Raw genomic sequence first — 22,660 nt, 5'->3', positions numbered from 1 at the left:
CACTTGAATACGATTGACCTTATTGTTTTACATTTTGAAGAAGTAAGACGGCGAAGCATCAAGTTATGGACAGCTATACCTGAGGAAAAAATGGACTGGCGCCCCGATTCCGAAGCAATGTCGTGTAAGGAAATGATAAGACATGTATTAGAAGCGGAATTTCTTTATCATCACATTTTACTAAAACAAATGAATGAGTCTTCAGAGGAATCTAAAAACCCGTATGAATCAAAAACGTTTACCACAGTAACCGAAGAATTAGAATTTGCAAAACCGTATCGGGCCGAGTTTTTGACATTCATCAAATCGTTAAACGAAACAGATTTAACAGATATAAAGATTGACAGGTCTGATGTTGGATATATTCGTGAACTAGGAGACATGTTATTAAGAATCGCTTACCATGAGTCCGTACATACCGGTCAGCTTTTAGACTATCTCAGAACTGCTGAAGTGGACAGGCCTTTAATTTGGGACTAGTTAAATGATTGAGTTTTACACGGGAAGGGGAAATAACGGAAGCCTTAACTTCACCCAAAGTTAAGGCTTTTTATAAATCATTAAAACAAACATGTTGCCGTTGTTTTAATGATCTGTTCCCCAAACCGCTTTCCGATAATTTTCCGGATCAGTATCACCTTCTGTATTAATCATTAACACATTAGATGACTGATCTAATTCTAATTTCTTCTTTATCTGTTCCATTGAAGTATTCTTACTTAACTCATGCAGCAAACCTAATGGTACGGAACCTGACTCACCAGAAATAATCTTCGGATCCGGATCAATAGGATTACCCAATATTCTCATCCCCAATGCGCTTATCTTGTCATTACAGGAAAAGAAATAATCACTGCATGTTCTCAAAATGTTCCAACCGAATGGGTTGGGTTCGCCGCAGGCAAGCCCAGCCATCATTGTAGAAAGATCACCGTATACTCGGACAGGTGATCCAGAGGCGCTTTGGGCTGACCGGTACAGACAATTTGCGCTTTCGGGTTCAACTATGGAGATTTTGGGCTTATTCCCGCTTTTTACATTTAATAGGGAAGCTGCCATTGAAGCAGCGAAAGATCCCACTCCAGCCTGAAGGATAACATGACTGATTGTATTGAAGAAATCTTCATTTTGTTTGTATATTTCTGCAATAATTGTTGTATATCCTTGCATGATAGAGAGAGGAATTTGCTGGTATCCTTCCCAAGCCGTATCCTGAACTAAAATCCAATGATGTTTCTCAGATAAATCTGCCGCCATTTGAACAGTGTCATCATAATTTAAATCTGTAATGTACGCATCAGCACCTAAATGTTTAATGGCTTCCAATCTCGCGGGAGAAGAACCTTTCGGCATATATACCTTTGCTTTCTGTCCAAAAAGGGAAGCCGCCCATGCCAGTCCCTTTCCGTGATTACCGTCGGTAGCTGTAGCAAATGTAGCAGAAGGAGCGCTTTTTACAAGTTCAACCAATTCGTTAAAATGAATGGAATTAAGGTCGATTTTAAGTTTTTTACTATAGTAAGAAGCAATCGCATATGAAGCACCCAAGCTTTTAAAAGCATTAAGGCTAAAGCGTTTAGATTCATCTTTGACATAAAGACTGTTTATGCCGAGATATTGTGCGAGACTTCTTAACGAGTGAAGCGGTGTTGCTTGATAGCCGGGAATGCCGGAATGAAAATGAAGCGCTTTTTTTGTTTCCTCTGCAGAGAAATAGGAAGATTCCTGAGGTAACGTATCAGATCTGAAATGATTCGAAACCCAATCAATATTCGCAAACAAATTTCTTCATCCTTCCAATATGTGATATATCACATTATACATGGATCGGAATGTAAAGCAACTTTTCTTTTTCGCAAACGATATACTGAAATGTGGTATATTACATGTAAAATGATGTTTTAAAGAGGTGAAAACGTGACAATGAACCAACAGCACCAATTAAAACGAACATTTATGAAAGTTGAAGCTTATCAGTTTCTGAGAGAGTGGATTATAACAGGTAAGCTTGAGCCGGGAGAAAGACTGAGAAATCAAGATCTATCTGAGACACTCGGAATCAGCCGCACGCCGGTCCGGGAGGCGCTGCTTCAGCTTGAAAATGAAGGTCTTGTCATAACGAAAGCCAATCGGTGGACAGTGGTAGCACCTATTGACCTGGAAAATGCGAAAGAGGTTTACTCGGTCGTTTGGTCTCTCGAGTGTCTCGCTTTTGAACAGGCACTTTCAAGATTTACACAAGATCATATAGACGAGATGGAAAAATTAAATAAGCAAATGAATGAAATAATGGAGACGGATGATAAGGTAAAAGCGCTGAAATTGGATAATGCCTTTCATCAAAAGATCATTGAAGTCTCAAATAATACTGAACTGCAGAAATTACTGCAAGGACAAAAAACGAAAATACAGAGAATTGAAATTCGGTATTTCAGTCAAAATCACGCAATGAATGCATCCTGCAGTGAACACAATCAAATATTAGACGCAATGAAGAATAAAGATCTTAAACAAGGACTGAAAGCCATAAGGAGTAACTGGGAAAACAGTCTGACTCGAATCATTTTAAACAGCCAATTAAAAGCCTGACAACTCGTCAGGCTTTTTTGTATGAATTTTTCGTTTGACTAATATGAGATATGTGATATATTACTTTTAACTGAAAGCAATTCAGTTTTTGTGAAGAATATTTAGAATTTTACATCAATAAGGAGAAGGTGATTATTATGTTAAAAACAGTTTTTACAGAAAAAGCACCAAAAGCGATCGGACCTTATTCTCAAGGCATTAAAGTACAAGATTTTTTATTTTTATCAGGACAGCTTCCTGTTAATCCAAACACGGATGAAGTTCCGGCTGATATTAGGGAACAAACGATTCAAGTTTTAAAAAACATTGAATCCATTCTGAAATCAGAGGATTTAAAAATTGAAAATATAGTGAAAACGACTATTTTCCTTAAAAATTTAGGTGATTTTAAAGCTGTTAACGAGGAATATGGTAAATATCTTGGAGACCATCGTCCTGCGAGATCCACAATTGAAGTAAGCCGGTTGCCTAAAGATGTACAGATTGAAATTGAAGTCATCGCGTATTCCGGATAAATATATACGAGTGAAAAGCTGCCCGGCTTCATGGTAATTCGTGATGTTCCAGAGCATGACATTCTTTTTTCGGGAGGATAAATATGTCTATAGAACAGGATGTGGATGTGCGGTGCCGGAGTTCTTCATCGAATAATGCCTCTTATGAAGATCCGGCTAAATGGTGCAGGCAAAATACAATTTGGGTCTTAGGCCTGTTTGGCACAGCAATAGGCGCGGGCGTGCTTTTTTTGCCAATTAATGCGGGAATAGGGGGCATTCTGCCTCTGATAATCATCACTGTTCTGGCTTTTCCGATTACGTACTTTTCTCACAGAGCTTTGGCCAGATTTGTTTTATCGGCAGGTTCTGCAACAGACGGGATTTTAGCGGTGACAGGAGAATACTTTGGGGCGAAAGCAAGAAGAGTATTCACTGTCATTTATTTTCTTGCGATTTACAGCATCCTGTTAATGTATTCAGTTGCCATTACAAATACAGCTCAAAGCTTTATTGTGAATCAAATGAACATGCCAGAGCCGCCAAGGGGTTTAACTGCCGGATTTCTGATAGCAGGATTACTGTTTATCGTGCGTTTTGGTCAGGATGCGGTCATGAAGACTATGAGTTTGTTAGTTTATCCATTTATAGGTTCGTTATGTTTGATGGGGATCTATCTGATACCTAAATGGAATACAGCCATTTTGGATGTCACACACCTATCATTATCCGGATCAGGACAAGGGATGTTCATGACGGTATGGATGACATTCCCTGTCCTGGTGCTTTCATTTAATCATTATTCAATGATTTCACCATTCGTTGTAGCTCAAAGGCAGTGTTATGGAGACAAATTTGCTGATGATAAATGTGCCCAAATACAAAAATACAGTTATATATTGATGATACTTACTGTTTTATTTTTTGTATACAGCTGTGTATTCAGTTTGTCGCCGGCAGATCTTGCTATGGCAAAGAAACAAAACATCTCAATTCTCACTTATCTCGCCAACCATTTTCATTCAGCGTTTATTGCTTGTCTTTCCCCGATTATCGCATTTGTCGCAATTACGAAATCCTTTTTAGGACATTATATAGGAGCCTATGAGGCCATGCGGGATATCATTGTTGAGGTTTTTCCATCAAGAAATAATAAGAAAAAAACAGATTTTATCATTCTGTTTTTTATGTTTGTCACTTGCTGGCTAATAGCTTATATCAACCCAAGTATTCTAGGCATCATTGAAAGCATCAGCGGACCGATAGGGGCTGTTATTCTATTGCTGCTCCCTATGTATGCCATTCGTAAGCTGCCAGTATTAAAAATGTATCGAAATAAAATCAGTAATGTTTTTGTTACGATTATTGGTGTCATCACTGTTTCGGCAATTATTTTTGCTTTATTTTAATTATTTATGTAAACGCTTTCTATTTAATGATTATATTGGAGTGGTCTTTATGAATGATATCACAATGAAAGATCAATTAATAAAATGGAGACATGACCTCCACATGATACCTGAAACAGCTTTTGAAGAACACATGACCTCAGTGTATATTGCTGAAGAATTAAAAAAAATGGGAGTAAGCGTTTGTTCGGGTCTGGGCGGAACAGGTATAGTCGCCACCTTAAAAGCGGGAGAAGGTTCAAAGGTTATAGGAATCAGAGCGGAACTGGACGCATTACACTTCACTGAAGCAGCAGATCATTCGTATGTGTCTAAAAATAAAGGGAAAATGCATGCCTGCGGTCATGACGGACATATGGCAATCCTTCTTGGGACAGCTAAAATATTGAGTGAAAGACAACATTTTAACGGCACCGTGTGTTTTATTTTTCAACCGGCGGAAGAACCGGGCAAGGGTGCGAGGGCCATGATTGAGGATGGACTTTTTGAACAATTTCCGCTCGATGAAATTTACGGATTGCATAATATGCCTGGATTGCCGGCGGGTACTTTTGCAACCCGCCCCGGGGGAATTATGGCCGGTGAAGATAACTTTGTCATCCGGATTAAAGGAAAAGGCGCTCATGCAGCCCGCCCTCATATGAGTATTGATCCATTGGTCATAGCGTCGCAAATTATTCTCGCCTTACAGACTATTGTGTCCAGAAATTTAGATCCAAGCGTTCCTGCCGTTATATCCTGTACGGAAATCGTAACAGACGGGGTGAGGAATGCGATTCCGACTTATGTGGAAATCAAAGGTGATACGCGAAGTTATTCTCCTGACACCCGACGTTTTCTCGAAGAAAAAATGAGGACTATCAGTTCCGGGATTTGTGAGATGCATGGTGCGGAGTGTCAGTTTGAGTATACACATGAATTTGCTCCAACGACGAATTGGGAAGAATATGTCGGGTTTACTGTTGAAGCTGCTGCCAAAACAGCCGGAAAAGAGAATGTCACTTCTAACATAAATCAGATGATGATTTCAGAAGATTTCTCGGCTTTTTTAGAGAAGGTTCCCGGTGTATTTGTTTTTCTTGGCAATGGTGATGAGCATGATCAAAAGGGCCATATTCCATTACACAGCCCGTCATATGATTTTAATGATGACATTCTTTTAACCGGTGCAGCGTATTTTGCGGAATTAGTTAAAATTCGCTTATCCTAAAACACATGAAACAAAGAAAAACAGCAATTACTGAATCAGTCAGTGCTGTCTTTCTTTGTTTTTTTGTTTTTTATAAGCCAGCGGCGTCATCTTCATGGCATGTCTGAACCTGCTGATGAAATAACTTGTGCTGTTAAAACCAACTTGATAAGAAATGTCTGTCACACTCGCATCTCTTTGCTGCAATAAATATAAGCTTTTTTGAATTCTGTAATCTATAACGTAGTGTAACGGAGAACATTTTAAAAAGCGCTTGAAATAGCGGCAGCACTCAGAACGGCTTAGCTGCCCGGCTTTCGCAATATCCTCCAATGTGATTTTTTCAGCATAATGCTGATGGATCCAGCTCAGCATATTCTTCATCCTTTGGTTCTTCAACCATTCTGTTTCGATACATTCAAGGTGGAAGCAATTGGCGATTAAGTGTTTCCAAACAGACGTAAGTTTCATCGTGATATCTATTTCATAAAAGAGGGATTTTTGCTCGATGCATTTGTGGATCTCTAATACAGCATTCAGAATGTTTTTTTCTAAAGGGTCGTCTGCGTGGATATATAAGTAAGGGACATTCGTTGCGTGAATCAAAGGTTTTACATAGGTCGTGTAGAGTTCCTGTGATAAAACGAAATGCGGGGAGACATTTAAACAGATATAAAGACAATCTGAACTGCCATGCTCCTTTGTCATATGCAGGCAGCCGCTGTTAATAAACAGCCCGTCGCCTTGACGGACAACCACCCATTCCTCATTTACTTGGAACAGCGCTTCTCCTTTTATTATAAGCACGAATTGAATTTCATCATGCCAATGAAGGGGAATATATCCGTGCAAATGGTTCTTAATGGTTTTTTCATAGCAAGCAACCGGCATAACAATTGTATGGTGTTTCGTCAAATCTTGCAGACTGTCATCCATCAGAAAGTTTTGCGTTTGCATGTTAAACACCTCAATATACTTATATTTTTAAATCCAATATTGGTATTAAGATGATGAATTCTTATATATCATAACATTATTGTTATATCAATGAAGCGATTGACTCAGTACAGGGAGGAATGCAAAATGGCATCTGAACATGTGAACCTTTACATGAATTCTGAACGTTTACTCAGCCGTCTTAAGGAGCTTGGTGAAATCGGACGTGACCGCAATGACACACTCACAAGGTTAGCTGCTTCCGATGAAGATAAGGCGGGACGGGACTTATTGGTAACATGGATGAAAAAAGCAGGCTTAGAGGTTATGATTGATAAAATCGGAAATATTTTCGGGGTATGGTATGGTTCTGATCAGAATAATGATGCGCCCATTATGATCGGCTCTCATATCGACACGGTCATCAACGCGGGTATTTACGATGGATGTTACGGGGTTATTTCGGGACTTGAAGTCATAAACACTTTAAAGGAGTCCAGCTTCAAACCGGAGCGTCCGATTGTCATTGCGGCTTTTACCAATGAGGAAGGTGTGCGATATACTCCAGATATGATGGGATCACTCGTATTCGCCGGAGGACTTTCTTTAGAAAAGGCGCTTCAGACCCGCGGTACGGATGGGACGAAACTGGGTGAAGAACTTAAGCGTATAGGATATGAGGGAACAGAAAAGCCCGGCTTTTTAACACCGCACGCCTTTATTGAGCTTCATGTTGAGCAGGGGCCGATTTTAGACAAAACAGGCATTCCGGTCGGTGCCGTTGAGAATTTGCAAGGGATTTCCTGGCAGCGTATAACGGTTCAAGGCGTTTCAAATCATGCCGGGACAACTCCGACTGATATGCGTCAGGATGCCGGGCATGCAGCCGCACAAATCATAACGTATTTGCGCAAACGTGCCAATATGTCTAACGGCCAAACTGTCGCCACGGTCGGAACAATCAGTTTTGAGCCAAATGCTATCAATGTCATTCCATCATTGGCAGCACTTACAGTTGATTTGCGAGATCCGGACGAAAAGAGACTTCAAGAAGAAGAATCAGCACTGGCCGATTACCTGAAAGATTTGGAAGAGGCTGAAAACGTATCTATCACATCTGAACAATTAGTCCGTTTCAATCCCGTTGTATTTGATAAAAACATTGTTGCATTAATTGAGCGGGCTGCAAATAAACGGGGACTGGAATCAAAACGGATGACATCCGGTGCCGGGCACGATGCACAAATGATGGCCCGTATCTGTCCGACGGCTATGATTTTCGTTCCAAGTATAGAGGGGATCAGCCATAATCCTGAAGAATACACGAAAGATCATGACTTGGCTGCAGGTGTCAATGTATTATTAGATGTCGTTAGTGATCTTTCTTCTAACTAAGGAAACGGGAACATCAAGGAATACAAATCGAGATAAAGAGTGAAGATAAAGAGTGTCGTACAGAAAAGCTCTTCTCATCATTGATATCTCTGATGAAAGTTCAATTTTTCCCGGCGTATCAATCATGCCAAAGGTTTAACCGCCTTTGGCTTTTTTTTATGTCAACTTTTGCGTCTGTTAAGTGAAAATTGTTTTATAAACGGTGTGATCATATAATTGAATGAAAAAGGATGCATATCATGCCGATCAATTCTTTTGAAAACTATCCGATGAGCTGGAAGCCGGCGATTGATAAAACGGAAAAACCCATTTATAAAGCGATTGCAGAGAAATTAGAACAGGATATATTACAAGAAGTTTTATTACCCGGAACCAAACTGCCTCCTCAGAGAGAACTGGCTGATTTTTTGGATTTAAATGTAAGCACCATTTCAAAGGCTTTTAAAGTCTGCGAGTTAAAGGGTCTGCTGAGTGCCTCTGTCGGGAGCGGGACTTTTGTTGCTTATGATGCGTTATCGAATGCGTATCTGCTGGAAGATACAAAGCCGAAGCATCTGATTGAAATGGGGGCGACGCTTCCGGATCAGGCTTCTTATGAGCCGCTGCTGCTCCAGCTGAAAAGTATGCTGCAAGAGGAAGATTATGAAAAGTGGTTTGGCTATGGCCGGACGGGTGAAAGTCTTTGGCAGAAAGATGCGGCTGTTAAGCTGATTCGAAGAGGCGGATTTGAAACGTCCGTTGATCACATTTTATTTGCAAACGGCGGGCAAAATGCGATTGCCGCGGCATTGGCGAGTCTTTGTAAACCAGGAGACCGCATTGGAGTTGATCACCATACATACCCAGGCTTGAAAACTGCCGCTTCGATGCTGAGTGTGCAGATTGTGCCGATCAAATCAGAGAACAATGAGATGAGCCCTGCCTCATTTGAATATGCGTGTAAAAATGAAAATATTAAAGGCATCTACCTCATCCCGGATTATCATAATCCGACAGCGTCCTTTATGTCTGTTGAGAATCGAAAAATGATCGCGAAAATTGCAAAAAAATATAACCAATTCATTATTGAAGATGCCTCGTACCATCTTCTTGGCAAGAATCCGCTTCCGGCCATCGCATCATTTGCACCGGAACAGGTCATTCACATTGCCGGTTTATCAAAATCACTGGCACCAGGGTTAAGGATGGCGTATGTCGCCGTCCCGAGTCAATATAAGGAGCCGATTTCAAAGGCGCTTTACAATTTAAATATAACCGTTTCCCCGCTGTTAGCAGAACTCACTGCACGGACGATCGTATCGAATCAATTTGAAATCTTAATTGACAGTCATCGTGAACAGACTATTCGCAGAAACAAAATGGTCGATCAATATTTAACCGGCTATACGTGTGCAGGTGCTGAGACGGGAATCTTTCGATGGTTACTGTTACCCGGAAATATGACAGGTGCTGCATTTGAAAAATCAGCCGCACAGCATGGAGTGCAAGTATACGCGGCTGAACGTTTTGTCGTCGGGAACAGTTGTCCGGAAAGGGCTGTAAGGGTGTCTGTCTGTGCACCGAAAACGCTTGGGGAGCTTGAGCAGGGACTGCTGATTCTTAAACGCCTGCTGGATGAGCATATCTAATATTGTCCGCCATACAATTATTATATTGTATGGTTTTTTTGTGCGTGTTATGATAATCCAAATCTGTTGGAGGTTATAGAAAGGCAGGTCGGATTATGCTTCACAAAGACAGTGCAAAAGGGTCAGATACTCAATCGGCATTATTGGAGCAATTCATAGGTTCTCCTGATAAACAAAAAAGATTATATAAGCGTACTTTGTTTGTCGTCAGTCTTTCACAAATTTTCGGCGGCGCAGGGTTGGCGGCCGGAGTGACTGTCGGTGCGCTTATTGCACAGCAAATGCTTGGTACAGATGCGTTTGCCGGTGTGCCCTCTGCTTTATTTACCTTAGGATCAGCAGGCGCCGCGTTATTTGTGGGGAGGCTTTCTCAGCGTTACGGCCGCCGGACAGGTCTTTCAGCCGGATTTATGATTGGCGGACTGGGAGCGATAGGAGTCATCATTGCGGCTATTTTAAATAGTGTGTTTCTGCTGTTTGCTTCTTTGATTATTTATGGTGCGGGAACAGCGACAAATCTGCAGGCCCGTTATGCGGGTACGGACTTGGCAAATCATAAACAGCGGGCGACTGCTGTCAGTATGACTATGGTTTTTACCACATTCGGTGCCGTTGCAGGCCCGAATTTAGTGAATGTAATGGGGAACTTCGCTCGCTCCATTGGTGTTCCGTCACTGGCGGGTCCATTCATTTTAGCGGCGGCAGCATATATGTTGGCAGGTGTTACTCTTTTCATCATGCTACGTCCTGACCCTTTAGTCATAGCAAGAACAATAGAAATGGCCGGCCAAACACCTGATGATAGAGGACAAGTGACCGCCGACGAACACACAGAGAACAAAAAAGGTATTATTGCGGGTGCGGCGGTTATGATTCTTACTCAAATTGTAATGACTGCTATTATGACAATGACACCGGTCCATATGAGACATCACGGCCATGGCTTAGGAGCGGTAGGTCTTGTTATCGGTTTTCATATAGGCGCCATGTATCTCCCTTCTTTGGTGACAGGTGTGCTTGCGGATAAATTAGGCCGTACTGTAATGGCTGTATCTTCCGGAATGACGCTGCTTTTGGCAGGGCTTATATCGGCATTTGCACCGGGAGATTCTATGATTCTTATGGTCATTGCTCTGTCTTTGCTCGGGTTAGGATGGAATTTTGGTTTGATAAGCGGAACGGCACTGATTGTTGATTCAACTGAAACGTCAACACGGGCTAAAACCCAAGGTACTGTGGATGTTTTGATTGCGTTGTCCGGAGCCGCCGGCGGAGCCTTGTCCGGAATGGTCGTAGCAGGTGCCAATTACCTGACATTATCACTTGGCGGAGGGATATTATCGTTATTATTAATTCCGGTGGTGATATGGTCGCTTGGAAGTAAGGAATAGTATCTTATGTTTAAAAGCAGTGCGAGGCTCCTGTGGTTGAAAAACCCATGAAGCGTAAGTCCTCCCGGCTGCATCTCAATGATACCAAGGGTGTAACAGCCTTTGGTATTTTTTATGTTCTCTTTTATTTTTAAAGTTTACTCTTATTTGCTCTGCTCAATAGACTGTCGTTTTTAAAAAAGGTTCTAAAACGATACAAATGATGCGCTTGAACGGTTGTAAGTTTGATGTATTACAAAAAAACAGCTGTTATATCCCTTTATATTCTTTACAGTAAATATATAAATAAGCGGTTAAAAAATATTTTTAGTAAAGGAGAGTCATATGGAAGAAGTTAAAGTTGTATACGCATTGATTAGAAATGAGTTCAATCAGATAGTAATGGTAGATAATCATGAGGGGCATTGGTCACTTCCAGGCGGAAAAGTTGAGCTTAATGAAAATCTAATAGAAGCAGCTGTACGTGAGGTATATGAAGAAACAGGGCTGGAAGTTGAAATTGGGGATATACTAGCTGTTAATGAAGCGAAATTTATAAAGAGAAATCATCACGCCATATTTTTTACATTTGAAGCAAAAGTTACAGGAGGGAAAGAAGGAATTAAAAATGCTCAAGAAATATTGAAAATAGAATGGGTTGATATTGAACAGGCAAGTCAACGATTGCCTTATTACACCGAAGGGATTAAAAAGCTTATGAAAGGAAATGCGCTGTATAACAATCAGGGAACAATATACTGATAATCCCGTACTTTGATTAATGGTTGTGGAGGGTGAAGAGGTAAGGTACTCGTTCTTCAAGGAAAAAACAAAATAGTAATAATGATTTTTACTTGAACGACAATTAAGAAAAATTTAAGGTTAAATACTGAAAAATCTGTTAATATTATAATGCATTGTTTGAAAATGTAATTATTTAATAAGGAGTTTTCTAATTGCGTTGGAGTAAATGGTTCAATATTTTTTGCATAGCAGCATTGGGATCAATATATGGCTATAAATTGTTTACTAACCAAGAAGTCAGTACGGCTCGTTTAATCATAGCTGCTGCAATTATCTTGTGGAACATTGTCGGACTTTTTAGCAAAGAACCAGTAAAACAAACACAGCAAGCAAACTAAAAGTCAAAAACACAAAAAGTTGGTACAGAAGGATGCTGCAGCGCGCAGCATCCTTTTTCGCAGTCTCTCTTTTTACGCTGCTTATCATAAATCATTTAAGTTTCATCAAGCATCCAGAATCTGTTGCATCGATAAATGAAAATTGCCCTAAAATGTGTCGATTCATCAACATAATAGTCCAAGCTGGGGTTTTTTATTTACATAGTATGAAGAGATTAAAAAATGCGAGAAGGAGTGGCGTAATGTATTATAACGAAGGTGAAGATCAACAGTACGTTCAGAAGAAAAAGCCATACAACGAAGCCTGTGACCTTGGCCATGATTTTGATATGGCGGACGACGAAGCAAGAGCGGAAGCAGCAAGAGAAGCAGAAGCGAGAGCCAGAGCGGAAGAGGCAATAGCAAGAGCGGAAGAAGCAAGAGCCCGAGCAGCAGAAGCAAAGGTAAAAGCGGCAAAATTAGCAGCAAAAGCGAAATGTAAAAAATGTCATAAGAAAGAGGAAAAACATGATTGCAAACGTAAGCACAAGAAGAAAAAATAAGAGCTTTTCATCATGTAAAAGATAAAATTCATGTGTATTGATTTTACCCGTACAGGGGTGCAAAAACGATAAAGAAAAAGATTCTTGTCGGGGGATCAAACAGAAAGGTTGCTCAGCCGGTGTCTCAGCAGAACCACGCATAGCAGGGCAAACATAAATTTCTATGGACTTCCATAGTTTGGTCGGTATACCACGCCAATAAATGTAAGTGCCTATCATGATAAAAAAGGCAGGAGAGACAAGAGTTTCGGCAGCTTGCCGCTCTTGTCTTTTTTTGTTTTTATATCATCTTCGCGTATAGGTATCTATTTTTAAGTTTACAGATCATCTGTCTAAGAATTTGTCCAATTCCTACATATACTGGTATCGGAATCAAATGCTTATTGGGAGTGAAATAGATGGGATCAGCACAGTTAACAGGACGCGTCATCTTCAAAGGGGACCCCGGCTATACACAGGCGGTTAAGAATTGGAACCCTTATGTTGATGTCTGTCCGCTTGTCTTTGTTTTTGCACAAAATTCATACGATGTAAGTAATGCTATTAAATGGGCTCGTGAGAAGAATGTGCCTATGCGTGTCAGAAGCGGCCGCCATGCTCTGGATAAAAATCTTTCCACGGTAAGTGATGGGATTGTTATTGATGTGAGTGACATGAATAAAGTTTTCTTAGATGAAAAAAACGCGGTAGCAACCGTTCAAACCGGCATTCACGTCGGCCCGCTTGTAAAAGGTTTAGCTCGGGAAGGTTTTATGGCCCCGTTCGGAGACAGTCCAACCGTCGGAATCGGAGGAATCACGATGGGAGGCGGATTTGGAGTGCTTTCCCGATCGATCGGCCTGATAAGCGATAACCTTCTCGCACTGAAAATGGTAGATGCCAAAGGCAGGATTATTCAAGCAAATCAATCCCGCAATGAAGATTTACTGTGGGCTTCCAGAGGCGGCGGGGGAGGCAATTTCGGATATAACACCCAATATACGTTCAAAGTTCACCGTGCCCCTAAAACCGCAACCGTCTTTAATATTATTTGGCCGTGGGAACAGTTAGAAACGGTATTTAAAGCGTGGCAAAAATGGTCGCCGTTTACAGACGAACGATTAGGATGCTATCTTGAGATTTACAGCAAAGTAAATGGCTTGTGCCATGCGGAAGGATTATTCCTCGGTTCAAAACCAGAGCTGGTTCAATTATTAAAACCTTTATTAAATGCCGGAACGCCGGCACAAACAGTAATCAAAACACTATACTACCCGGATTGTATAGATTTCTTAGATCCTGACGAACCGATTCCCGGCAGATCTGATCAGAGTGTTAAATTCTCCTCGGCGTGGGCGCTCAATCTTTGGCCGGAAGAACCTATTGCAGTAATGAGACAATTTTTAGAAAAAGCGACTGGGACAGAAACCAATTTCTTTTTTATCAATTGGGGCGGCGCGATAAGCAGAGTTCCAAGCAGTGAAACAGCCTTCTATTGGCGCCGGCCATTGTTTTATACGGAATGGACGGCTAGTTGGAAAAATAAATCACAAGAAGCTTCGAATCTTGCATCAGTTGAAAGAGTGCGTCAGCTGATGAAACCATATGTAACAGGTTCATATGTGAATGTTCCGGATCAAAATATCGAGAACTTCGGAAAAGCATATTATGGTTCAAACTTTGCAAGGCTTCAAAGAATAAAGGCGAAATACGATCCCGAAAATGTATTCCGTTTTCCGCAAAGCATCCCGCCATCGTATAAATAGTTTGATCGTTTTGGGAAACAAAATAAAATGCTGCGTTTGCATTCTAAACATTATTATTGGAACACACCAGAACATTCAGGTGTGTTTTTATTGTTGTTTTCATTTCTGAAATGTGGTTATTCACTTATATCTCAATGCGGATTCCAAACGATTTCCATAAGTGTCCATCGGGGTCTTGGAAGTGACCGGCGTATCCGCCCCAAAAAGTATCATGAGCGGGGTCAGTTATCGTTGCTCCTGCCTGTTTTGCCTGTTCCATGACTTTATCGACTTCAGCTTTACTGCTGACGTTATGTCCTCATGTAAATTCCGCAGGGCTTGGAGCAGTTAACGTAACGTTTGATTCATGTGCGATGTTTTTACGGTCCCAAAGGGCAAGTTTCAGTCCCGTTTGCAAGTCAAAAAAAGCAGCTGCGCCATGTTCAAATCTGTACCGGCTATTCCTTCTGTAGGCAGACCCAAGCCATCCTGATAGAAGTGCAGCGATTTTTCTAAATTGTCTGCGCCTGAAGTAATTACTGTAATCCGCGGCTTCATAGCAATCATTGATTAAGAGCAATATAAAGTATTGGACATTTTCATTGAAAAGATTTTGACATTTCAGTAAAGAACCTATATATTCGTATATGAGCATATAATCATATACAGTTATTTTTGTGTCCATGTTAGAATGCTTCATAACAGAAAAGAAATAATAAATGCAGTGTATGAGATAAGGAGGAGATTTTTATGGGTCACAATCACAATCACGCTGGCGGGTCCAATAAGAAGGTTTTATTGATCTCTTTTATCATGATTACAGGTTATATGATAATAGAAGCGATAGGCGGATTTTTAACCAATAGTTTAGCGCTTTTGTCAGATGCAGGCCATATGCTGAGTGATTCAATCTCATTAATGGTTGCTCTGATTGCTTTTAAATTGGCCGAAAAAAAGGCAAGTCATCATAAGACATTCGGCTACAAACGATTTGAGATTCTCGCAGCTGTGATAAACGGTGTTGCATTAATAGTGATTTCCCTTTATATCATTTATGAAGCAATCAAACGTTTCTCTCATCCGCCGGAGGTAGCAACAACCGGCATGCTGACGATTAGTATCATCGGGTTAGCTGTGAATATATTGGTCGCTTGGATAATGCTGAACGGCGGAGATACAAAGAATAACCTGAACATAAGAGGGGCTTACTTACATGTGATAAGTGACATGCTCGGATCTGTAGGTGCCATACTGGCTGCGATTCTTATCATCTTCTTCGGGTGGAGCTGGGCAGATCCAGCGGCCAGTGTCATTGTGGCTATTCTTGTTCTGAGAAGCGGTTACCATGTGACGAAAGACTCCATTCACGTATTAATGGAAGGAACTCCGGAAAATATCGATGTCACTGACATCATTCATACAATTGAAGAGACAGAAGGAATTCAAAGCATTCATGATTTGCACATATGGTCTATCACAAGCGGATTGAATGCTCTTTCCTGCCACGCTGTTGTTAACGATCAACTGACCATTTCTGAAAGTGAAAGTATTTTACGCAAAATTGAACATGAACTTGGAGATAAAGGCATTACACATGTAACCATTCAAATGGAAACAGCAGCGCATAATCACGACAATACGATTCTTTGTCAGGCCCAAACTGAGAATCCGCGTGACCATCATCATCATTAAAGGAGGAAATAGGGACTCACTTGTCTGCTGACAATTAAGATAAAACCGGAGGGGGATTCATATGTACGACACGATAGTAATCGGAGCCGGTCAGGCAGGAATCTCAGTAGGATATTATCTAAAGAAGTCGAAACAAAAGTTTATCATTTTGGATAAAAGTCATGAAGTGGGAGAAAGCTGGAAAAACCGGTATGACTCATTGGTTTTATTTACTTCTCGAATGTACAGCTCTTTGCCTGGAATGCCGCTTGAAGGAGACAAGCATGGACTTCCTTCAAAAAATGAAATTGCTGCTTATCTGAAAAAATATGTTGAAAGATTTGAAATCCCGATCCAATTACGGACAGAAGTAATAAGTGTCCAAAAATTAAACAACGATTTCTTAATAAAAACAAACCGGGAAGAATATCAAACGAAAAATCTTGTGATGGCCGCAGGTCCTTTTCATACCCCTAACATTCCATCAATATCAAGGGATGTAGCCGATCATATTCATCAATTACATTCTTCACAATATAAACATTCAAAACAACTGGCGCCCGGGAATGTACTGGTAATCGGCGGCGGGAATAGCGGAGCTCAGATAGCTGTTGAATTATCCAAAGAAAGAGCTACATATTTGGCTTGCAGTAATAAACCGGCTTATTTCCCTTTATGGATTGGAAAAAGAAGCATCTTTTGGTGGTTTGATAAATTAGGAGTTTTACATGCAAGTCATACATCAATAGTAGGCAAGTTCATTCAAAAGAAAGGCGACCCCATATTTGGGTATGAATTAAAACATGCAATAAGACAGAAGAAGATCATCTTAAAACAAAGAGTCATAGCCGGAAAGCAAAATGAAATCATTTTTAAAGATTCATCTTCATTAGAAGTAAACAATATCATTTGGGCAACTGGCTTTAAGAATCCGCTTTGTTGGATGAAAATAGAAGGTGTTTTGGATAAGGAAGGCCGAATTATACATCACCGGGGTGTTTCAGCTGCGGAGGGATTGTACTTTATTGGTTTGCCTTGGCAGCATAGGCGAGGTTCAGCGCTGCTTCAAGGTGTAGGAAATGATGCTGAATACATTGTAAAACAAATGAACGGCGGATAGACTGAGGAGAGCAGTAACTTACGGGTTTCCTGCTCTTTTTTGTGTTGAATACGTCCATCAGTGCAACTATTTTAGTCCGCGCATATTCAGTTTGAACTAAATGGATTCACATGGAGCGCGTGCTTCACTCCTCGTTCAGACTCTCTAATTTAATTCTTTCAAGTAAAAGTCGAAATAGCTCAAATAACAAGAAGTTAAAAAACTGCAAACCCCGCCGTATACGTATCCGCCCACTATAGAGTTCATTAATTACTTGGGACCATAGAAGAATTGTCAATGTCACTTCCGATAGTTGTAACCAGCCAAAAAAAAGAAAATGGGGAGGGTGTGCTTAATTTGCACAATCTTTTATGTAGAAGTGGCCCAAGGAGCCATCCTGCATTTTGCATTCGAATGAACCTGTCGTAAAAAATTGAGAGCAGACTTAAATATCTGCTCAACTCGCTGTTATTTCACAATGTTGAATCGGTCTTTGATCTTTTCAGGCAGTTTCTCGGCCTTAATAGCTTCAGATCCTCCGGTATAACCCTCATAGCTCCTCGGAACGCGTACAATGTCACCTTCTTGATAAGGCTTTTCAACAAAGAAAGAAACCATCTTTTTCTTACCTTTCTCGTTATACCCTTCTAAATTGTAAACGTAGTTGCTATTATTTTTGTTTTTTTCCGCTTTTCCGTGAATTTGTACGTAATAATCGCTTTCCAGCACGGCGCCTTGATCAGCGCAGCCTCCTAATATGAAAACCGATAGGCAGCCTAATATAATAATGAAAATGCTCATATTTTTCATTCTTCATCACTCCTTTTATACTTCTTATTCTAGTGAACACTGCATATCGAATAAATGCGGATACCTTACACTCACCTTACTTTTTTGTAAGAATTCCTGATATAAAAGATAATGATTCAGTTGCAGAATAACAAATAATGGGTAAATGCAATCTCGTTTGGAAGGAGACTGATATGATCATTAAAATGACTCCATTTAATATGAAAGAATTCAATAAACCAAACAACCATTTGCTGTTTCAGGGAGAATTGCACCTGCATTTGAAAACAATGTGTGGAATATACCGAGGAACGATTTGCTGAACCTATGTTAAGAAAAATGAAGATGATGATGTCAGTTACGTTGAAGAAGAGGGGAAAGCGGTCTTTTTTTTATTATGCTGAAAACAACTGCGCCGGCCGGATTAAGATACGTTGCAAATGTAATAGCGATTTTTTGTCTGACCATTTTAATTGATTGGCAGTCAGTGAAAATAGACATTTGTAATGAATTTATCCTTGCTCCTCCTAATAAGGCTTTAACTGCCAAGTTTCTGTTTCTCTTCATACCATTTGCGAAGCTGATGAATATGAGCTTGATGATATCTATTATGGTCTGCCATATGCCATATTCCCCATTGAATGGTTGCTTGTTTTTCTGCCTCATAATCTGCTGTATGATTCAGCTGATCGTCAGTTAATTGATAACAAACAGACTTAAACATGCTGAATACTTCTTCATAATCAGTGAGAATTTGTTTTAATGAAACACCGGAAATGAAAGGGATCTTATTGTTCTGATCTAACATTGGTCCATACTTCTCTTCCAGCTGCTTTGGTATCGGTTCACCCTTTATTCTGAATATCCAGTTGAGATCAACATATGCTAAGTGTCTTATTAGCTGAGCTGTACTATTGTATGTTTGATTTGGTCCTTTATAATCAATCTCCTGCTGTGACATGTCTGACACAATGGATATTAAGCGGCTGTCATTTTCATTAACGGCAGAATACACCATTCCCACAAGATGATCCATGTGCGTTTCACCTTTTAAATCTAAAATTATTAACCCCGCCTCATCAGCACAATTTTTATATTCAGTTTGCCTTATTACTCATATTTGTCAAGCCATCCGGGGAATGGGCCGCTGTAAGACGAAGCAATGAAGCAGGCTCTCTTTGCCTGCTTTTTTTGTGTGTCGGCCTTTACATCTGACATGTTGAGTTATCTGAAACTGTACCTTTTTAAATGTCAGACAGTGTTATATGATACTCTGCAGATATTCAAGAATATGTACTTGGAGGACATTCTCATGCGAAATTTTAATGTTGCTATCCCTACGCCTTTTCATGAAGATGAACGTTTATATTCAGCAGGATTTGATCCTATTGTCGAACATTTGAAAAACAGCGGTATCCATTCGTTACTCATATGCGGCACGACTGGTGAACAGCATTCACTCAGCATAGATGAGCGTCTTCAGATCATTGAGTATGTTAATCAGCGAAAATTTGAAGATGTTGAACTGATGTTCGGTGTTTCAGCCGTAAGAACCAGTGATGCCGTCAAACTGATGAAACACATCGAGAAAACCAATATTGATTCTGTACTGATTGGTTTTCCCCCTTATATAAGACCGACACAGCAGCAAGCCGTTTATTACGTTATTCATTCATCAATTGACTTCATATTATTTCATTTGATAACATAAAATGGTTATCGTCTTAAAAAAAAGGATACCCGTTTTTATAAAAAGGAGTCATAACGTTGCTGAAAAGGTTTTTTCTTGTTTTTCTTACGCTGATGATGTCTATATTTGCTGTATTCGCGGCGGCTGAAGAGTCTCCCGGCGATCGTGTCATTTCTTTTGACGAGCCTATGATTTTATTGATCTCACTCGGAATCATTTTATGTTTGTTCATTCCGCCATTCGTCATGTCCTTTTTTAGCAGCTTGGTTGTGAGAATCATATCCGGCGTCTATCAATGTTTTATCGTTCTCACGTTTGCGGGCCTCATTCCGATTGGATTTCTGATTCCCCATGGCTTTTTGACAATTCTTGCTGCCGTTCTGGGGACTTTGGTCAGTTCAGCGAGTGTTGCTGTGACCTTATTCGTTGGCAGGAAAAAAGAGGCCGGAAGGTTTTAAAACTAGTGGGTAAGCTGCAATATTGAAGGGGAATCCCAGTGATATCCGCAGCGCTTTTTGCCGGTCATTGTTTGACTATTTATATGGAATAGTATAGAATTAAAGTAAATATTTATAAAAAGTCACTAGGGGAGCTTTAATAGCTGAGAAGAGACAATACGTCCTGACCCTTTGAACCTGATTTGGTTAATACCAGCGTAGGGAAGTGAAAAATTAGAGAGATTCTTTATCTTATCTATATTTAAGCCACTTTCCATAGAGGAAAGTGGCTTTATTTATTTTGAAAGGGTGATATGAAGTGGCGACGAAAAAAGTTTTTCTGGCAGGGCCTTTTAAAAGTTTAGTAGATGAGAAAACTGGATTGATGAGTACGTATGAGAGGGGAAAGCTGGAATCATTAATTTCCTTTTTTGAGAATGAAGGATGGCTGGTTCATAATGCTCACAAGCGGGAAGGGTGGGGGAAGGATTTCATGACACCCCTTCAATGCACTAAAATTGATTTTGATGAAATAAGCACTTGCGACCTTTTTGCAGCATTCCCCGGATCACCCGCTTCTCCCGGAACACATATAGAAATTGGATGGGCTTCTGCCTTGAAAAAAAAGATCGTGCTATTTCTAGAAAAGGACAAGGATTATGCTTTCTTAATTCAAGGGTTAAATGCAGTGGCGGATGTTGAGTACATCAGCTATAAAGATACAGATGATTTATTAGAGAACATTAAAAATATCTTTGCAGCATATAAGGCGGAATCTCAATGAGAAAGAGAACTTTTCATGAAGCATATACGGAAACGCTGTATGACATCTATCACAACCCTGAATTTTTCAATTCACCGCGCGGACAAAAAAGCAGAGAACAATTGAACTACCATCTGACTCTGGAAAATCCAATAGAACGTGTCACTTATTTATCCTCAAGAAAAACCAATATCGTGTTTAATTTTGCTGAAGTGTTATGGTATTTATCGGGGAGTAACGACTTAGATTTTATCAGTTATTACAATAAAAAAATGCCTTCATATTCAATGAATAAAAAAACATTAACAGGCACTGCGTACGGGCCTAAAATATTTGAATTCGGAAATGCAAAACTAAATCAATGGAATAGAATAAAAAATCTTTTGACACAAGAAGATATTGATTCAAAAAGGGCATTTATTCAAATATTCGATGCTTCGGAACTCTTCGTTTCAGAAAATATAGATGTTTCCTGCACAATCGGTTTGCAGTTTTTTGTGAGGGAAGGCGAATTATACATGTCTTCTGTCATGCGTGCAAATGATGCTTTTCGCGGGATGATCAGTGATCTTTTCTCATTTACGTTCATGCAGGAATTAATGGCCAGAGAACTGCGTTTAGAAGTCGGAGAATATTTTCATAATGCGGGATCAATCCATATTTATGATTCAGATCATGAATGGGCGAAAACGGTGCTTGAGGAAGCTGAAAATCACCATGATATTCCGGAATTTGAATTTCCGAAAATGCCTGAGGGAAATAACTGGCCGTCCATTGAAACAGTCTTAAAGTATGAAGAATTACTTAGGAAAGATCACATTTCTATGACTAAAAACGATATTGAAATGCTTGATTTACCTGATTACTGGAAACAGATTCTTTTCCTTTTCAGTATATACCAGCATATTGCATATAAACGGGATATGGATCATTCTCTATTTCAAAGTTTACTTCCTATATATCAATTTTTCGTCAGGAATAAGTGGTTTCATTATTTCTCAATTGAGCAAAAGGAGGAAATTCAATGAAAACTTCATGGAAAGAAGACAGTGTTGCTGGTAAATTCGATGCTTATAATGACGTTTTAGAACAAACGTTAGGTTTTGAGTTTGTTTTTCGTACTTTTGATAAAGCGGAGATTAAAAAGGTGCTCGATTTCGGATGCGGTCCGGGAAAGGTAGCTTATAGGCTGGCTGACAGAATAGGCTGCAATGTGATCGCAGTCGATGAATCAAGGAAGATGTTAGATATAGCAAAGGCAAAAAGACAACATCCTCATGTGGACTATCATTTAATTGAACACGATAATCTTTCCTTCTTACCAGATCACTCGGTTGATGCTGCAATGGCCTGTTATGTTTTTATTAATACGGATAGTGACCAGCGTATCAAAGGTATCATAAATGAAATTTTTCGTGTGTTAAAACCAGGAGCTTCATTTGTCATACTCGATACGAATCCTGATTCAACCGGAATTGAATTTTCAACCTTCCGCAATGGAATACCGGGGAAAGAATATTCTTACGGAGAAGAAAGAAATGAATGGCTCCATGTTCCGGGACAAGCAGATTTAATTTTAAATGATTTTCATTGGCCGAAGTCAATGTATTATAAACTATTAACTCATGCAGGTTTTGAAAATGTAACTTTATCAGAACCAACGTTAAACGATATTGACCAAGAGCATGTAAAAGCCATAGAGAAAGAGTTTCAATTTAATAATTGGAAATGTGAAAAGGAATATCCGCCTTTTGTCATTTTTAAAGCAGTGAAACCTGCCTGAAGGAGGAGTG

General features: G+C 39.9%; 22 protein-coding genes, 3 pseudogenes and 1 riboswitch. Of the genes and pseudogenes, 20 read left to right on the top strand and 5 right to left on the bottom strand.

What is annotated here, in order from left to right; genetic code table 11:
* Nucleotides 1-3 precede the first annotated feature (3 nt).
* Nucleotides 4-480, top strand: a complete 477-nt coding sequence (locus AR442_RS01985) for a DinB family protein (RefSeq protein ID WP_014416990.1) — start codon at nt 4-6, stop codon at nt 478-480.
* A 105-nt stretch (nt 481-585) separates the two neighbouring features.
* On the opposite strand, the gene AR442_RS01980 is transcribed toward AR442_RS01985, so the two are convergent.
* Nucleotides 586-1,782 (bottom strand): diaminopropionate ammonia-lyase, encoded by a 1,197-nt coding sequence (locus AR442_RS01980; RefSeq protein ID WP_014416991.1) that lies wholly within the window; start codon nt 1,780-1,782, stop codon nt 586-588.
* A gap of 141 nt (nt 1,783-1,923) precedes the next feature.
* On the opposite strand from AR442_RS01980, the gene AR442_RS01975 reads away from it, so the two are divergent.
* The 4 genes from AR442_RS01975 (at nt 1,924) to AR442_RS01960 (ending at nt 5,702) form a co-directional block, all read left to right on the top strand.
* Nucleotides 1,924-2,589 (top strand): GntR family transcriptional regulator, encoded by a 666-nt coding sequence (locus tag AR442_RS01975; RefSeq protein ID WP_014416992.1) that lies wholly within the window; start codon nt 1,924-1,926, stop codon nt 2,587-2,589.
* A 137-nt stretch (nt 2,590-2,726) separates the two neighbouring features.
* Complete coding sequence (locus AR442_RS01970) at nt 2,727-3,104, top strand: RidA family protein (protein ID WP_014416993.1); 378 nt, start codon at nt 2,727-2,729, stop codon at nt 3,102-3,104.
* Nucleotides 3,105-3,181: 77 nt separating this feature from the next.
* Nucleotides 3,182-4,492 carry an SLC5/6 family protein gene (locus tag AR442_RS01965; protein ID WP_197535983.1) on the top strand — a complete coding sequence of 437 codons (1,311 nt, stop codon included), beginning with the start codon at nt 3,182-3,184 and terminating at the stop codon, nt 4,490-4,492.
* A gap of 49 nt (nt 4,493-4,541) precedes the next feature.
* Complete coding sequence (locus AR442_RS01960) at nt 4,542-5,702, top strand: M20 aminoacylase family protein (RefSeq protein ID WP_014416995.1); 1,161 nt, start codon at nt 4,542-4,544, stop codon at nt 5,700-5,702.
* A gap of 39 nt (nt 5,703-5,741) precedes the next feature.
* Here AR442_RS01960 and AR442_RS01955 read toward each other — a convergent pair whose 3' ends face one another.
* The gene (locus AR442_RS01955) at nt 5,742-6,638 is read right to left on the bottom strand and encodes an AraC family transcriptional regulator (protein ID WP_014416996.1); all 897 of its coding nucleotides are present in this window, start codon (nt 6,636-6,638) and stop codon (nt 5,742-5,744) included.
* A 126-nt stretch (nt 6,639-6,764) separates the two neighbouring features.
* Between AR442_RS01955 and AR442_RS01950 the strand changes: the two genes are divergently transcribed.
* The 7 genes from AR442_RS01950 to AR442_RS01920 all read left to right on the top strand — a co-directional run bounded on the left by AR442_RS01950 (nt 6,765) and on the right by AR442_RS01920 (nt 14,439).
* Entirely contained in the window at nt 6,765-8,012 is a 1,248-nt protein-coding gene (locus AR442_RS01950) for a Zn-dependent hydrolase (RefSeq protein WP_053285496.1), read from the top strand.
* 239 nt (nt 8,013-8,251) lie between these two features.
* The gene (locus AR442_RS01945; protein WP_014416998.1) at nt 8,252-9,640 is read left to right on the top strand and encodes an aminotransferase-like domain-containing protein; all 1,389 of its coding nucleotides are present in this window, start codon (nt 8,252-8,254) and stop codon (nt 9,638-9,640) included.
* 92 nt (nt 9,641-9,732) lie between these two features.
* Nucleotides 9,733-11,031 carry an MFS transporter gene (locus tag AR442_RS01940; RefSeq protein WP_101560367.1) on the top strand — a complete coding sequence of 433 codons (1,299 nt, stop codon included), beginning with the start codon at nt 9,733-9,735 and terminating at the stop codon, nt 11,029-11,031.
* Nucleotides 11,032-11,355: 324 nt separating this feature from the next.
* Nucleotides 11,356-11,772, top strand: coding sequence for an NUDIX hydrolase (locus AR442_RS01935; RefSeq protein WP_014417000.1), 417 nt, complete (start codon nt 11,356-11,358; stop codon nt 11,770-11,772).
* A 194-nt stretch (nt 11,773-11,966) separates the two neighbouring features.
* On the top strand, nt 11,967-12,152 hold the full coding sequence (locus AR442_RS01930) for a hypothetical protein (RefSeq protein WP_017419203.1): 186 nt from the start codon (nt 11,967-11,969) through the stop codon (nt 12,150-12,152).
* 242 nt (nt 12,153-12,394) lie between these two features.
* Entirely contained in the window at nt 12,395-12,694 is a 300-nt protein-coding gene (locus AR442_RS01925) for a hypothetical protein (RefSeq protein WP_053285498.1), read from the top strand.
* 398 nt (nt 12,695-13,092) lie between these two features.
* Nucleotides 13,093-14,439 (top strand): FAD-binding oxidoreductase, encoded by a 1,347-nt coding sequence (locus AR442_RS01920; RefSeq protein WP_014417002.1) that lies wholly within the window; start codon nt 13,093-13,095, stop codon nt 14,437-14,439.
* A 131-nt stretch (nt 14,440-14,570) separates the two neighbouring features.
* Here AR442_RS01920 and AR442_RS01915 read toward each other — a convergent pair.
* Nucleotides 14,571-14,976 (bottom strand): annotated as a pseudogene (locus AR442_RS01915) (VOC family protein).
* Nucleotides 14,977-15,168: 192 nt separating this feature from the next.
* On the opposite strand from AR442_RS01915, the gene AR442_RS01910 reads away from it, so the two are divergent.
* Together AR442_RS01910 and AR442_RS01905 are read left to right on the top strand one after the other, a co-directional pair.
* Nucleotides 15,169-16,110: a cation diffusion facilitator family transporter gene (locus AR442_RS01910; protein ID WP_053285499.1), complete on the top strand. Its 942-nt coding sequence runs from the start codon at nt 15,169-15,171 to the stop codon at nt 16,108-16,110.
* Nucleotides 16,111-16,171: 61 nt separating this feature from the next.
* The gene (locus tag AR442_RS01905; RefSeq protein ID WP_053285500.1) at nt 16,172-17,209 is read left to right on the top strand and encodes a flavin-containing monooxygenase; all 1,038 of its coding nucleotides are present in this window, start codon (nt 16,172-16,174) and stop codon (nt 17,207-17,209) included.
* 447 nt (nt 17,210-17,656) lie between these two features.
* On the opposite strand, the gene AR442_RS01900 is transcribed toward AR442_RS01905, so the two are convergent.
* Entirely contained in the window at nt 17,657-17,998 is a 342-nt protein-coding gene (locus tag AR442_RS01900; protein WP_014417007.1) for a YxeA family protein, read from the bottom strand.
* 173 nt (nt 17,999-18,171) lie between these two features.
* Between AR442_RS01900 and AR442_RS20780 the strand changes: the two are divergent.
* Nucleotides 18,172-18,424: pseudogene (locus AR442_RS20780) on the top strand (GNAT family N-acetyltransferase); the annotation flags it as partial.
* Between the two features lie 91 nt (nt 18,425-18,515).
* Here the strand turns inward: AR442_RS20780 and AR442_RS01895 are convergent.
* The gene (locus tag AR442_RS01895) at nt 18,516-19,013 is read right to left on the bottom strand and encodes a DinB family protein (RefSeq protein WP_014417008.1); all 498 of its coding nucleotides are present in this window, start codon (nt 19,011-19,013) and stop codon (nt 18,516-18,518) included.
* 276 nt (nt 19,014-19,289) lie between these two features.
* Between AR442_RS01895 and AR442_RS01890 the strand changes: the two are divergent.
* From AR442_RS01890 to AR442_RS01870, 5 genes and pseudogenes are all read left to right on the top strand, one after another.
* Nucleotides 19,290-19,676 (top strand): annotated as a pseudogene (locus AR442_RS01890) (dihydrodipicolinate synthase family protein); the annotation flags it as partial.
* Nucleotides 19,677-19,744: 68 nt separating this feature from the next.
* Nucleotides 19,745-20,125: a hypothetical protein gene (locus tag AR442_RS01885; protein WP_014417010.1), complete on the top strand. Its 381-nt coding sequence runs from the start codon at nt 19,745-19,747 to the stop codon at nt 20,123-20,125.
* Between the two features lie 117 nt (nt 20,126-20,242).
* Nucleotides 20,243-20,346: riboswitch (TPP riboswitch) on the top strand.
* A 77-nt stretch (nt 20,347-20,423) separates the two neighbouring features.
* A complete protein-coding gene (locus AR442_RS01880) occupies nt 20,424-20,888 on the top strand; it encodes a TIR domain-containing protein (RefSeq protein WP_014417011.1) in 465 nt (154 codons plus the stop codon).
* A complete protein-coding gene (locus AR442_RS01875; RefSeq protein WP_014417012.1) occupies nt 20,885-21,895 on the top strand; it encodes a thymidylate synthase in 1,011 nt (336 codons plus the stop codon). The genes AR442_RS01880 and AR442_RS01875 overlap by 4 nt, the downstream gene beginning before the upstream one ends.
* Nucleotides 21,892-22,650: a class I SAM-dependent methyltransferase gene (locus AR442_RS01870; RefSeq protein ID WP_014417013.1), complete on the top strand. Its 759-nt coding sequence runs from the start codon at nt 21,892-21,894 to the stop codon at nt 22,648-22,650. Before AR442_RS01875 ends, AR442_RS01870 begins: the two co-directional genes overlap by 4 nt.
* Nucleotides 22,651-22,660: the final 10 nt, after the last annotated feature.

The sequence above is a fragment of the Bacillus velezensis genome (assembly GCF_001461825.1).
GTDB lineage: Bacteria > Bacillota > Bacilli > Bacillales > Bacillaceae > Bacillus > Bacillus velezensis.
This window is presented reverse-complemented; position numbering and strand designations above follow the sequence as displayed.